Source organism: Arthrobacter sp. AQ5-05, assembly GCF_003287975.1.
Lineage (GTDB): Bacteria > Actinomycetota > Actinomycetes > Actinomycetales > Micrococcaceae > Paeniglutamicibacter.
Genome location: NZ_QMKQ01000006.1, coordinates 1 through 12,605, shown reverse-complemented (window position 1 = coordinate 12,605; position 12,605 = coordinate 1). Strand labels below are relative to the sequence as shown.

General features: G+C 67.3%; 15 protein-coding genes. All 15 read left to right on the top strand.

The features are described from left to right. Nucleotides 1-10: 10 nt before the first annotated feature. Entirely contained in the window at nt 11-1,315 is a 1,305-nt protein-coding gene (fliD, locus tag DQ353_RS07720) for a flagellar filament capping protein FliD (RefSeq protein WP_113762196.1), read from the top strand. A gap of 2 nt (nt 1,316-1,317) precedes the next feature. Then, a complete protein-coding gene (gene fliS / locus DQ353_RS07715) occupies nt 1,318-1,722 on the top strand; it encodes a flagellar export chaperone FliS (RefSeq protein ID WP_113762195.1) in 405 nt (134 codons plus the stop codon). Then, nucleotides 1,715-2,044, top strand: a complete 330-nt coding sequence (locus DQ353_RS07710; protein ID WP_113762194.1) for a hypothetical protein — start codon at nt 1,715-1,717, stop codon at nt 2,042-2,044. Before fliS ends, DQ353_RS07710 begins: the two co-directional genes overlap by 8 nt. Nucleotides 2,045-2,158: 114 nt before the next feature. Further along, nucleotides 2,159-2,500: a flagellar basal body rod protein FlgB gene (locus DQ353_RS07705; protein ID WP_113762325.1), complete on the top strand. Its 342-nt coding sequence runs from the start codon at nt 2,159-2,161 to the stop codon at nt 2,498-2,500. Beyond that, nucleotides 2,497-2,892, top strand: coding sequence for a flagellar basal body rod protein FlgC (locus DQ353_RS07700; protein ID WP_113762193.1), 396 nt, complete (start codon nt 2,497-2,499; stop codon nt 2,890-2,892). The genes DQ353_RS07705 and DQ353_RS07700 overlap by 4 nt, the downstream gene beginning before the upstream one ends. Before the next feature lie 5 nt (nt 2,893-2,897). Then, on the top strand, nt 2,898-3,200 hold the full coding sequence (fliE, locus tag DQ353_RS07695) for a flagellar hook-basal body complex protein FliE (RefSeq protein WP_502696385.1): 303 nt from the start codon (nt 2,898-2,900) through the stop codon (nt 3,198-3,200). Next, a complete protein-coding gene (gene fliF / locus DQ353_RS07690; protein ID WP_113762191.1) occupies nt 3,200-4,792 on the top strand; it encodes a flagellar basal-body MS-ring/collar protein FliF in 1,593 nt (530 codons plus the stop codon). Before fliE ends, fliF begins: the two co-directional genes overlap by 1 nt. Further along, nucleotides 4,789-5,820: a flagellar motor switch protein FliG gene (gene fliG / locus DQ353_RS07685; protein WP_113762190.1), complete on the top strand. Its 1,032-nt coding sequence runs from the start codon at nt 4,789-4,791 to the stop codon at nt 5,818-5,820. Before fliF ends, fliG begins: the two co-directional genes overlap by 4 nt. Further along, entirely contained in the window at nt 5,804-6,424 is a 621-nt protein-coding gene (locus tag DQ353_RS07680) for a FliH/SctL family protein (RefSeq protein ID WP_113762189.1), read from the top strand. The genes fliG and DQ353_RS07680 overlap by 17 nt, the downstream gene beginning before the upstream one ends. Beyond that, nucleotides 6,421-7,740 carry a FliI/YscN family ATPase gene (locus tag DQ353_RS07675; protein WP_113762188.1) on the top strand — a complete coding sequence of 440 codons (1,320 nt, stop codon included), beginning with the start codon at nt 6,421-6,423 and terminating at the stop codon, nt 7,738-7,740. The genes DQ353_RS07680 and DQ353_RS07675 overlap by 4 nt, the downstream gene beginning before the upstream one ends. After that, nucleotides 7,740-8,165 (top strand): flagellar FliJ family protein, encoded by a 426-nt coding sequence (locus DQ353_RS07670; RefSeq protein ID WP_113762187.1) that lies wholly within the window; start codon nt 7,740-7,742, stop codon nt 8,163-8,165. Before DQ353_RS07675 ends, DQ353_RS07670 begins: the two co-directional genes overlap by 1 nt. Then, nucleotides 8,162-8,992 carry a C40 family peptidase gene (locus tag DQ353_RS07665; RefSeq protein ID WP_220093986.1) on the top strand — a complete coding sequence of 277 codons (831 nt, stop codon included), beginning with the start codon at nt 8,162-8,164 and terminating at the stop codon, nt 8,990-8,992. Before DQ353_RS07670 ends, DQ353_RS07665 begins: the two co-directional genes overlap by 4 nt. Then, on the top strand, nt 8,989-10,584 hold the full coding sequence (locus DQ353_RS07660; RefSeq protein WP_146755220.1) for a flagellar hook-length control protein FliK: 1,596 nt from the start codon (nt 8,989-8,991) through the stop codon (nt 10,582-10,584). Before DQ353_RS07665 ends, DQ353_RS07660 begins: the two co-directional genes overlap by 4 nt. Before the next feature lie 15 nt (nt 10,585-10,599). Beyond that, on the top strand, nt 10,600-11,079 hold the full coding sequence (locus DQ353_RS07655) for a flagellar hook capping FlgD N-terminal domain-containing protein (protein ID WP_113762185.1): 480 nt from the start codon (nt 10,600-10,602) through the stop codon (nt 11,077-11,079). Nucleotides 11,080-11,144: 65 nt separating this feature from the next. Next, complete coding sequence (locus tag DQ353_RS07650) at nt 11,145-12,323, top strand: flagellar hook protein FlgE (RefSeq protein WP_113762184.1); 1,179 nt, start codon at nt 11,145-11,147, stop codon at nt 12,321-12,323. Nucleotides 12,324-12,605 lie beyond the last annotated feature (282 nt).

Sequence of the window (12,605 nt, the reverse complement as noted above, 5' to 3'; positions counted from 1 at the left end):
CGGAGAAAACATGGGCCTGGCACTCGACGGACTCGCCAGTGGGCTGGACACCACCTCGCTGATCAAATCCCTGATGCAGGTCGAAGCGATCCCGCAGGCCATCCTGAAAAACAAGGTAAGTGCCACCAAGACCATGGTGGCCGCCTTGCAGGCGCTGAACACCAAGGTCGCCGACCTCGCCACGCTTACCACGAAGCTGGCCAAGCCCGAGTCGCTCCAGCTCTTCAACACCGCGGGAAGCTCCGAGGGCCTGAAGGTAACAACCTCCACCGGGGCCACCTCTGGAACCCTTGACCTGACGGTCAACAAGCTCGCCCAAAGCCAGCTGCAGGTATCCGATCCCGTCACCGAATGGGATGCATCCACCATCACCATCACCGCGGGTGGCACCGACACCGTCATCACGGCCAAATCAAACTCCCTCGATGACATCATTACCGCAGTCAATGCCTCGGATTCGGGAGTCAAAGCGGTCAAAGTTGCCTCGGGTGGTGGCGAATACCGCGTGCAGTTTTCCGCAACCGAGTCCGGCGCCGAGAACGCGTTCACGATTTCCGGGACCACCGTTCCGATGACCCCGATCCGTGCAGCGCAGGACGCCGAAGCCACGCTGTGGGCCGGCACCGCCGCCGAGCAGACGATCAAATCGTCCACCAACACCTTTGCGGCCCTCTTACCCGGGGTGGACGTCACAGTATCCAAGGTTTCCACCGAACCGGTGACGGTGTCGATCGAACGCGACAACGAGGCCACCTCCAAGGTCGCCTCTGACCTGGTGAACTCCCTGAACGACCTGTTCAAGTTCCTTGCCACGAACTCCTCCGTCACCTCGGGCGCCGGCGGCGCCACCAGCGGAATGATCTTCACCGGCGACAGCACCGCCCGCGACGTGAAGCAGCGCACCATGGATGCCGCCATCATGCCGATCGATGGCAAGTCGCCCTCGGAAATAGGCATTTCCATCACCAAGGACGGCAAGCTCGAGTTCGACGCCGAGAAGTTCTCCAAGGCCCTGGCCGAGGACCCCGCCCGAGTCGAATCGGTGCTCACCACCATCTCCTCGCGGGTTTCCACGGTTGCCTCGAACATGTCCGACAAATACGACGGGGCCATCACCTCCAGGATCAAGGGCCAGGAATCGATGGTCTCCCGGCTGGACACCCAGATCCTGGACTGGGATCGCCGGTTGGACAGCCGCGAGGCCACGCTGAAGCGGATCTACTCATCCCTGGAAGTGCAGTTGAGCAACCTCAACTCCCAACAGTCATACCTGGCCTCGCAACTGGCCTCGCTCCCGAACACGCAGAAGAAGTGATGATGAACCCGGCCCTGAAACGTGCGCAGCTCAACCGCGAAGCGATCCTTTCGGCCAGCCCCGCGCGCCTGCTCACCATGCTCTACGACCGCCTGCTGCTTGACCTCAACCGAGCCGAAGCCGCACAGAATTCGGGGGACTGGCCGGTGGCCTCGGAAAACCTGGTGCACGCCCAGTCGATCATCGCCGAGCTCATTTCCTCCCTAAACAGCGATCTCTGGTCGGGGGCCACGCAGCTACACAGCATCTACGCCTTCGCCACCCAGCTGCTCATCGACGCCAACATCAAGCGCGACCCGGCATTGACCCGCCAGGCCATCACTTTGATGGAACCGTTGCGCCAGACCTGGCACGAGGCCGCAGCTGCACCCTCCGCACCGCTTGCCGGCGGCGAACACATTGGCTGATAGCCCGGCACCGGTCCACGTCACGGATTCCTGGGAACAAATCCTGGACGGGTTGGCCGCCCACGTGGCAACGCTCCGCTCCGCCGCCGCGGATGAATCCATGCTTCTGGAATTGCCCGTCGCCCAGTGGCTCCCGCCGGAAGGCTTGGGGGCGATCCCGGAAGGACTCGCGTCGCGGGCCGCAGCTCTGCTGTCCCAGATGCAGGACCTTGCTCCGCTGCTCGAGCAGCGCCGTGAGGCCACCATGAAGCAGCTGCGGGCCGTCGACTCGGTTCCCCGGGACACCGGGCAGAGCGCCATCTATCTGGATTCAATCGGATAGAGCAAACAGCTAACGGCTAGCTGACATCGGCCGATGGTCTAGGAAGAGCACGGATAGCTCACTTTCCTTTTGCGCCCACGGATGGGCCACGCACCGACCCTGGAGCAATTCGTCGTGTTCGATTCCGTCACGTCCTTGGCGCTGGAAAGCGCGCTGGACGGCTTGGCCCTGCGCCAGCGTGCCATCGCAAACAACATCGCGAACGTCAACACCCCCGGCTACCACGCCCGCCGTATCGAGTTCGAGTCCGCCCTGGCCAAGTCCGTGTCCGAGGGCAACGGCCACGTTGCCGCAACCACGTCGACCTCGCTGGAGCCCACGCGCCTTGACGGAAACAACGTGAACCTGGACACCGAGACGCTGTCCAACATCGACACCGTGCTGCGCTACCAATTCGCCACCCAGGCAGCCTCCGGGCCGTTCAACTCCATCCGCACCGCACTTCGGAGCAACTGATGCTTGATGCCATCGGAATCGCGGGAACCGCGCTGACCGTCCACCGCAAATGGCTTGACGCCGTTTCCGACAACCTCGCCAACGTCAACACCGCCACTTCCACCGACGGTGACGCCTTCCGGGCCCGCTACGTGCTGGCCCAGGCCGGCGCCGAAAACACCGGCGTGTATGTTGCCGGGACCGAGCTCGGGGACGCCGCGGGGCGCATCGTGCACGAACCGGACCACCCGCTGGCCGATGCCGAGGGCAACGTCCGCTACCCGGACATCGACATGTCCGAGCAAATGGGATCGTTGATCATGGCCCAGCGCGGCTACCAGGTCAACGCCGCGGTCGTGGACCGTGCCAAGGAAACCTACCAGGCAGCACTGCAGATCGGACGCAACCAGTAATGCCCATGGATATTGCACCCGTCGCCGGGGTCCTCCCCACCCAGCCCACCGGGTACCTGAAGCCGGCCGGAACGCCGTCCACCGACGGATCGGCCTTTGCCACCGCCCTGGGCGGGGCCGTGGACCAGGTCCAGTCCCTGCAGTCCACCTCGAACGACCTTTCGATCAAGGCCGTGACCGGGGACCTCACCGACATCCACGCAGCCACGTTGGCCTCGACGCGTGCCGCGGTCGCCCTGGAAATGGTTTCCACCTTCCGCAACCGCGGTGTTGAGGCGTTCAACGAAATCATGAGGATGCAAGCCTAGTGGCCAACGTTCCAGCGCCTGTGACCAAGGCACTCGATGCCGTGCGCGGCTTTTCCCTGGCCCAGCGCACCATCGCCCTGATCGGCATCGCCGTCCTGGTCCTGGGCACCATTGCGTTGGTGGCCTTCATGAGCCAACCCAAGTTGACCCCGCTATTCACGGGCCTGGCGCCCGAAGATGCCGCGGGCATCGTGGAACAGCTCAAGGCCGATGCGGTTCCCTACGAGCTGACCGGGGGCGGGGGCACCATCCTGGTGCCCGAGGCCAACGTCTACGACTCGCGGCTCAAGGCCGCCGCCGCGGGGATGCCCAGCGCCGGAACCAGCGGCTACTCGCTGCTTGACGACATGGGCGTGACCTCGAGCGAGTTCCAGCAGTCCATCACCTACAAGCGTGCCCTCGAGGGGGAACTGGCCATGACCATTGGTGCCATGGACGGCATCAAGCTCGCCTCGGTCAAGCTTGCCATCCCCGAGCAGACCGTTTTCGTGGATTCCAAGACCAACCCCACCGCCTCGATCTTCGTCGAGACCAAGCCGAACGTAAACCTGTCCAGCAGCCAGGTCCAATCCATCGTCCATTTGACCTCCTCTGCCGTCGACGGGCTCAAGGCCGAGGACATCTCGGTCGTGGATTCCACCGGCAAGCTGCTCTCCGCCGCGGGCGTCGGGCTCACCGGAGGGGCCGAGAAGCAAACGGCCGACTACGAGTCCCGGGTTGCCAGCGTCATCCAGGGCATGCTGGACCGCGTGGTGGGCCCGGGCAACGCCACGGTGGCCGTCGCCGCGGACCTTTCCCTGGAATCCGCCGAACGCACAGAGGAATCCTTCACCAACCCCGAGGGCAACCCCGCGCTGACCGAATCAAGCAAGGAAGAAGAGTACGAGGGCAGCGGCGGTGCCGGTGCCGGGGTCCTGGGCCCGGACAACATCGCGGTGCCCGGCGGCTCCGATGGCGAGGGAACCTTCAACTCCACCGACACCCAACGCACCAACGCGGTGAACAAGGTGACCGAAAACCGGTTGATCCCCTCCGGCACGCTCAACCGCCAGAGCGTGTCAGTCGCACTGGACTCTGCGGCCGCCCAAGGTCTGGACATCCCGGAAATCACCCGGATGGTCAGCACCGCGGCAGGCATCGACACCGAGCGCAACGACACGGTCAACGTCTCGGTGGTCCCGTTCAACGCGGATGCCGCTTCCGCCGCGCAGGACGCCCTGGCCGCTGCCGCCGCCGCGGAGACCGCGGCACGCAACGCCGCCCTGCAGAAGACCCTGGTCATCGGCGGGGTCATCGCCCTGGCGCTGATACTGGCAACCGTCTACGCGCTGTACGTGCGGCGCAACAAACAGAACCGGGAGCCGGTGGACCTGGGCGAATTCCGTGAATTCGCCCCGATTTCGATCCCGGCCGCAGAGACCGCACACCCGGAGACCATGGCCATCAGCCAGGTGCCGATCCCGGAACCGGCCCTCGCACTGGCCACCCCGCACCACGTCAAGCGCGACGAGCTCTCCGCACTGGCCGCCAGCGACCCGGCCAAGATGGCCGACTACCTGCGCGCCGTGATGGACGATAGGGGCAACGAATGAAGCAGGACCCGGACAATGGCGCCCGAAAGCTGACCGGCACCCAAAAGGTCGCCATTGTGTTGATGCAGCTCGATCAGCACCACGCGGCCGAGGTCATGCGCCAATTCAGCGAGTTCGAGGCGGACGAGATCGCCGCCGAGCTGGTGCGCCTGCGCCGGGTCGACGCGCTAGCCGTCGAGGACACCATCGATGAGATCCACGAGATGGCCACTTCCGGCAAACCCACCGCACGCGGGGGCCGCGACGTGGCGGCGGGCCTGCTGGAGGCCTCCTTCGGCAGCGAGAAGGCCACCACGGTGATGAACCGGCTGTCCTCCTCGATGTCCGGGATGACCTTCGAGTTCCTCGACGGCAGCGACCCGGCGCACATCGCCTCGCTGCTCGACGGCGAACTGCCCCAAACCATTGCCCTGGTGTTGGCCCACCTGCGTCCCGAGGTGGCCTCGGTGGTGCTGGCCGGGTTCGAGGGGCCGGCCCGCACCGACACCGCCAGGGCCCTGGCCACCATGGGCACCGCGGTGCCCGAGGCGGTGCGCGTGGTCGCCGAGGAACTGAAGAAACGCACCGGATCGGTGATGACGAGCCACGAACCGCTCGAGACGGTCGGCGGGATCCAGCCCCTGGTGGACATCCTGAACCGCTCGGACGTCACGATGGAGAAGGACCTGCTGGCCTCACTTGACGAGCGGGACCCCGGCCTGGCCGAGGAAGTTCGCTCGCGCATGCTCTCCTTCGCGGACCTGGTCAAGTTCGAACGTCGCGACGTGCAGCGCGTGCTGCGCGGGGTCGACCCGACCACGCTGGCCTTCGCGCTCAAGGGTGCGGCGGCCGAGGTCGAGGAAACCATCCGCGCCAACATCTCCGACCGCACCAAGGACATCCTGGACGCGGAAATCTCCTCCATGGGCAAGGTGCGCCTCTCGCAGGTCGAGGAGGCCCGCGCAGACGTCGTCCAGTCGATCAGGGCGCTGGAAGCCAGCGGCGAGATCACCATCAAGCGCGGAGAAGAGGATGACTATGTCCTCTAACGCCCATCAGTTCGAACCGGTGCACTTCAGCGTGCTGGCACCCTCGCCCGAGGACAGGCGCGAGAATGGCGCCTCCCAGGCGCACGGCTATGCCACCGGCTACGCGCAGGGCATCCGCAAAGCGGAGGCCGTGGCACGGGCCGCACGCGAGGATGCGGCGCGGGCGGCCGCCGAGGCCGAAGCCGCGCGGAGAGCCGAACACGCCGACGCGTTGCGCGCCCTGGCCGGTGCGGCTGCAACTTTGCACGCACGCACCGTCCCGGTGCTGGAGTCGGCCTCCGGCGTGCTGGTGGAATCCGCACTGCTCTTGGCGGAGCGGATCGTGGGCAGGGAGCTGTCCAACGACCGCTTCGGGGCCAAGGCCGCGCTGGACCGCGCCATGGGCGGCATTGATGCGGCCACCGTGAGACAGGTGCGGATGAACCCGCAGGATCTGGCGCTGCTGGAACTGGACACCGTGCCGGGCACCTCGATCGCGCTGGTCCCCGATTCAACGCTGGCCCGCGGGGACGCGCTCACCGCCTTCGAGGCCGGATTCCTCGACGCACGTATTTCCACCGCATTCGAGCGGGCCGCCGCCGCCCTGCGGAGCGGAATCGCATGAGCCTGGATACGGGTTCCTGGACGGGCCTTGGTGCCGCGCTGTCCGCGGCCGGACCGGTGCCCATGGGGGTCGTCTCCTCCGTGGTGGGCCTGGGCCTGGAGGTCGCCGGGCTCAACGCCCCCGTGGGCACGGTGCTGCACATCGGGGACGAGAAGGTCCCCGCCGAGGTCGTGGCCGCACGCCGCGACACCCTGCACTGCATGCCGCTGGGCGCCCTGGATGAGATCCAGGTGGGCGACTTCGTGCACAGCAGCGGCACCGCTGCCTACATCCCGGTCGGCACCGGCCTGCTGGGACGGGTGCTGAACGGGCTTGGCGCGCCAATCGACGGCAAGGGCGCGCTGGGGGAGCACACCATGGTGCCCATGGAGAACCAGGCACCGGCCGCCCTGGAGCGCAGCAGGATCACCGACCCGCTGCAGTTGGGTGTCAGGGTCATGGACACGCTCACCGCGGTGGGTGCCGGGCAACGTATCGGCCTGTTCGCCGGGTCCGGTGTCGGCAAGTCCTCGCTGCTGTCCATGGTTGCCCGCGGCACCGCCGCGCAAATCAACGTCATCGCCCTGGTCGGCGAGCGCGGGCGCGAGGTGCGCGAGTTCCTCGAGGAGGACCTTGGCGCTGCGGGCCTGGCCCGGTCCATCGTTGTGGTCTCGACCGCGGACGAGCCGGCACGGATGCGCCTGCGGGCGGCCTTCGTCGCCACGCGCATCGCCGAGCATTTCCGCGAATCCGGGGCACAGGTGCTGCTGATGATGGACTCGCTGACCCGCGTGGCCATGGCCCAGCGCGAGATCGGGCTCTCGGCCGGCGAGCCGCCGGCAACCCGCGGCTACCCGCCCTCGACCTTCTCATTGCTGGCCCGGCTCCTGGAACGCGCCGGGACCTCGGCGAACGGCTCGATCACCGGGATCTACACGGTGCTGGTGGACGGCGACGACCACAACGAACCCATCGCCGATGCGACCCGTTCGCTGCTGGACGGGCACATCGTGCTGGACCGCAAGCTGGCCATCTCCGGGCACTTCCCCTCCATCGACGCGCTGGCCTCGGTCTCGCGCGTCGCCTCGAAGGTCACCACCCGGGACCAGGCCCATGCTGCCGGGACGCTGCGCAAGGTCTTGGCCGCGCGGCGCTCGGTGCAGGACCTGCTCGATGTGGGCGCCTACCAACGCGGCAGCAACCCGCTGGCCGACGCTGCGGTCGAGCACGAGGGATCAATCAACAATTTCCTGCAGCAAAGGCTTGAGGAACCGGTGCCCAGCGCCCGGTCCTGGGCCGAGCTTGAAGCGCTGCTGCTTTCCATGGGGGTGTCCTGATGTCCAAGGGATTTGCACTGTCCGGCCTGCTGCGCCTGCGCGGCCTGCAGGAAACCAAGGCTGCCGGCGAACTCGCCGCGGCCAACCATGCCCTGCGCCGACGCACCGGCGAGCGCAACACCTTGCGGGAGTCCATTGGGGCTCCCGAGGATGCACCGGTGGACAGCGAAACGCTGCTGGCGCTCATGGCCGCCCGTGCCTCCACGCGCGGGATGCTGCTGGAGCTGGACGCGGTGGTCGCGACCCTGGACTCGGACGCGGACCTCGCCCGCGAGGCGCACCGGCAGGCCCGGGCCGAGCTGAAGTCCCTGGAAAAACTCGCCGACCGCCACGAGATCACCATCCGCAACCAGGCCCTGGCCCGCGAGCAGGTACTGCTTGACGACCTGGGTGCCACCAACGCCTTCGAAGGGACCACACCGTGAGCTTCACCGACATGGCCTCGCGCATCGGTGCGATCCAGGGAACCCTGGCACGCGTCAGCGGCACCACGGCGACGGCGCGTCCGGAACCGCTGTCGGCCGGAACCGGCGCAGTGGCCTCCATGTACGCGGGGGGAACCACGGGCACGAATTCCGCGTTGCCCGCTGCCCCTTCAACCCCTGCAGCCTTCACCCAGGCACTGCAGGAGGCCATGGCCTCCCCGGCGGTGCTCGCCCCGAAGACTGCGCCCCCGGTGCCGGCGCCCTCCGTTGCCCCGGGCTCCGGCACCGCCGTTGCCAAGCCGGACGCCGTGCGCAACGAACCGCAGGCAAAGGCCGGCGGCGTTGACGGATCGGACGTGGTGGCGGCCGCGAAGAAGTACCTTGGCGTTCCCTACGTGTGGGGCGGCAACAACCCGAAGATCGGCCTTGACTGCTCATCCTTCGTCCAGCACACCTTCAAGGACCTGGGCGTGGGCCTGCCGCGCGTCGCCCGGCAGCAGGCCACGCAAGGCACCGAGGTCCCGTCGCTGGCCCAGGCCAAACCGGGGGACTTGATCGTCACCCGGGGTGGCGGCCATATCGGCATCTACCTGGGAGACAACAAGATGATCCATGCCCCGCGCCCCGGCGAAAGCGTGAGCATCCGCAAGCTCTTTGAAACGGACGCCACGATCATGACCATACGCCGGATCGTGCCCTCCGAAACCCCCGCCCCGGCCGCGGCGAAGCCGGCCTCCGGGACGACCAAGGACGCAGCCATCGAACAGGCCGAACTGACCGCTGCCGTGCAGCGAGCCCTCTTCTCCACGGCGGTGAACGGCGCATGATGCCCGCATTCCCCACACCAACCGTGTTCCCGGCTTCGGCCGGCACCTCAACCACGGGCATCGGCACATCGGCCCGTGCCGGTGGCACCGAGCTCCACGGAGCAGCGGCGCCGGGCCTGTTCGCCGAACTCTTCGCCTCCATGGTCCCCGTTTCGGCACCACGACAAGAAGCGGACGCCTCTGTCCGATCGACAACGGATCCAGCCGTGGCCCCGGAGGATCCCGCCGCGGAGGGACAACCCGCTGCCGCGACACCCCAGACGACGGAAGCCCCGCCGGAGGGCTTGCTGCTGGCGCAGCGGGCGCACTATCCGACCTTGGCACCGGTCGAAGCCACACCGGATGCTGCCGCACCAGGTTCGACGGACATGGCCCCAACGACGAACGAGCCTGCTTCGCCTGGCCAGACCGAAATCCCAACCGCACAAGCTCCGGACCTCCGCGCCGGCAGTGATCCTGTGGCAACCGGTTCCGCAGCCCGGGCATCCTTCCCTGTCGCCGTTGCCCCCCTGCCCACGGTTCCGGTGCCCGGGGCACCAACCCCCGAGACAGCTGCACCGCCGCAGGCTCCAGCGCTGCCGGTGGCCGTTGCCCCGCTGCTCACCTTGCCGTTGTCCGGCGGGCCGACACCCGAGACCGCTGCGCCGCCGCTGCCGGTGGCCAAGGCTCCGCTGCTGGTCATCGAGTTGCCGGAGTCGGCCGACTCCGCGCCGGGTGCACCACAGCTGCTGGACTCTGCTGTCGAACAGGGCTCCCCGGACGCGAGGCAACCGGCACCGACCGCCACCCTGCCCGCCACATCGCCAGGGTCGGCAACGGTGCAGGGTACTGCACCGGTCAAGATCCACCCAGAAGTCCCCGAAACCGGGTCCGACACGTCCGAACCGTCCATCCCCGCGGGTGACGGCCCCCGGGCCGGAGGCGGGCCGGCACCTGCTGCCGCCGGCGTTGTCCTTGCCGACCCAGCGCCGTCCGTCGTGCCTCCAGCCTTGGTGACGGCTCCAGGAATTCCGGTTCACGCCGTTGGCCAGGCTACGGACTCCGGCCCGGCCGTCGTGGCCCGCCAGCCCGCTGGTGTGGGCGTCGGGGCCATCGACGCGCTCGAAGCCCCGCAGGCCCAGACTGCCCAGGCCCGGACCCAAGCCCCGCTGCCGCTGCACCGTCAATTGTTCGGGCCCATCGCCACGCTGGCAGCCGGCCCCAACGGGGAACGCACGCTCAGCGTGAACATCGCCCCGGAGGCGCTGGGACCCATCACGGTCAAGGCCCACCTGGGATCCGAAGGAATCCGCATGGACCTCTCCGCCCCCACCGAAGCCGGACGCGAGGCGCTGCGCGCCATGCTGCCGGAACTGCGCCGCGAGCTGGCGGCCAGCGGCGGCGGCAATATCACCCTGAACACCTCCGCGGACGGCTCGTCCTCCGGGGGAAGCCCCAGGGGCGAAGCGTTCGGAGGCGGGGGAGAGCAGCGTGCAGCCTCCGGCCCCCGGTCCACGGTGTTGCCCGGGGACACCGGAGAAGCGCCCGAATTCCAGGCCCAGCCAGAACTCCCGACGCACCGTGCCACATCCCATCTCGACGTGATGGCCTAGGAAGGAAATACGCCCATGACCGTGCCACCCATCGAGGCCGCCCAATTCGGGGCCGGCGCAGCACCTGCCCGCGTGCCAAAGCAGACCATGGACGGGGAGATGTTCCTGCACCTGCTGGTCACCCAGCTGGCCAACCAGGACCCCAGCTCGCCCATGGACACCAACGACATGATTTCCCAGACCACGCAGCTGGCGTCCATGGAGCGGCTGAACCAGCTCAGCGCCACCCAGGACGTGTCCCTGGCCATCCAGCAGCGCCTGGCCGTTTCGGCGTTGATCGGACAGCAGATCACCACCGGCGGCGATGACCCCGTCACGGGTGTCGTCACGGCTGTCTCCTTTGCCGGGGTCAACCCGGTGGTCACCGTGGGGGACAAGCAGATCCCCTACGGACAGATCATCACCGTCGGAATGCCGGATGATCCGCCGGCGGTGGAGGCTCCCATTCAGGACCCCGAACCCGAAACCACGGAACCCGATCCCACCGTCGTCTAACCGCAATCCCGCAATTCCCCTTGATCCACCCGCCTTTCCTTCAACGCAGAAAGTGACCACACACCATGCTTCGTTCACTGTATTCAGGAATTTCCGGTCTTCGCGCCCACCAGACCATGCTTGACACCACCGGCAACAACATCGCCAACGTCAACACCGCGGGCTTCAAGTCCTCTTCCGTCCAGTTCCAGGACACGCTCTCGCAGATGACGCAGGGCGCCACCACCCCCGGTGCCAACACCGGTGGACGCAACCCGGCCCAGGTGGGCCTGGGCGTGCAGGTTGCCGGCATCGCCACCAACTTCGGCCAGGGCTCGTCCCAGAGCACCGGGCGCGCCTCGGACATGATGATCTCCGGGGACGGGTTCTTCATCACCCGCTCGGGCACCGCAACCACCCTGACCCGCGCCGGTGCCTTCGAGTTCGACGCCAACGGCCGGCTCACCAGCCCCGACGGCGGAATCGTGCAGGGCCGGATGGCCAACACCAACGGCGTCATGCCCACCGGCGGCGCACTGGGCGACATCGTCCTGCCCCGCGACCTGGTCTCGCCGGGCACCGCCACCACCGAGGCGGCGCTCACCGGCAACCTGCCCAGCGAAACAGCAGTGGGCCAGTCCATCATCCAGGACAAGGAAATCTTCGCCGCCGACGGCACCAGCCGCACCATGTCCCTGACCTTCACCCGCACCGCTGGCGGCTGGTCGGTCACCGGCAATGACGGCGCCGGAAACACTATGCCCGCAACCAACTTGGCCCTGGCCGCCAACGGCACGCTTACCGGCACCCTCCCGGACCTGGGCGGCATCAAAATCGATATCTCCAAGGTCACCGGGTACGCAGGCTTGAAGACCGTGTCGATCGCCTCGGCGAACGGCAACGCCGCCGGCACCCTGGAGTCCTACACCCTGGGTTCGGACGGCACGCTGACCGGCACCTTCTCCAACGGCAAGCAGCAGGCCATTGCGCAGATCGTGCTCGGGACCGTGGCCAACCCCTCGGGCCTGCAGAAGACCGGAGGCTCGGGCTACACCGTCACCGCAAACTCAGGGAACATCGAATTCGGTGCGCCGGGGGATCCGGGCATGGGCTCGATCGCCGGCGGCATGTTGGAGATGTCCAACGTGGATTTGTCCCAGGAGTTCACCAACCTGATCGTCGCCCAGCGTGGATTCCAGGCCAACGCCCGGATCATCACCACCAGCGACGAGGTCCTGCAGGAACTGGCCAACCTCAAGCGTTAACCATGACGCGCAACTAAGCCCCCGAGCCAAATCCGGTTCGGGGGCTTTGTGCAAACTACCGGTTAGCGGCACGATGACACTGCATGGGCGTTTCTTCCCTTGGACCCAGTGGCCTGGCCATGGAGTTGGGGTGGCACCGCCCTCTACGTCAAGCTTGAATATTCGGAGGTTTGAGAGCCACCGGATATTGCCGTTCGGAGCCACCATTATTGCCGTTGAGAGCCGGCACCTCCCCGGGAGGGAGCCACCGGCCCTCAACAACGTCCTTTAGCCCGTAACCCC

Bases quoted from the DNA above. Each gene is read 5' to 3' on its own strand.
- DQ353_RS07660 (WP_146755220.1), top strand. From the start codon at position 8,989: ATGATGCCCGCATTCCCCACACCAACCGTGTTCCCGGCTTCGGCCGGC.
- DQ353_RS07675 (WP_113762188.1), top strand. From the start codon at position 6,421: ATGAGCCTGGATACGGGTTCCTGGACGGGCCTTGGTGCCGCGCTGTCC.
- fliD (WP_113762196.1), top strand. From the start codon at position 11: ATGGGCCTGGCACTCGACGGACTCGCCAGTGGGCTGGACACCACCTCG.
- fliG (WP_113762190.1), top strand. From the start codon at position 4,789: ATGAAGCAGGACCCGGACAATGGCGCCCGAAAGCTGACCGGCACCCAA.
- fliE (WP_502696385.1), top strand. From the start codon at position 2,898: ATGGATATTGCACCCGTCGCCGGGGTCCTCCCCACCCAGCCCACCGGG.
- DQ353_RS07655 (WP_113762185.1), top strand. From the start codon at position 10,600: ATGACCGTGCCACCCATCGAGGCCGCCCAATTCGGGGCCGGCGCAGCA.
- DQ353_RS07650 (WP_113762184.1), top strand. From the start codon at position 11,145: ATGCTTCGTTCACTGTATTCAGGAATTTCCGGTCTTCGCGCCCACCAG.
- fliS (WP_113762195.1), top strand. From the start codon at position 1,318: ATGAACCCGGCCCTGAAACGTGCGCAGCTCAACCGCGAAGCGATCCTT.
- DQ353_RS07680 (WP_113762189.1), top strand. From the start codon at position 5,804: ATGACTATGTCCTCTAACGCCCATCAGTTCGAACCGGTGCACTTCAGC.
- DQ353_RS07670 (WP_113762187.1), top strand. From the start codon at position 7,740: ATGTCCAAGGGATTTGCACTGTCCGGCCTGCTGCGCCTGCGCGGCCTG.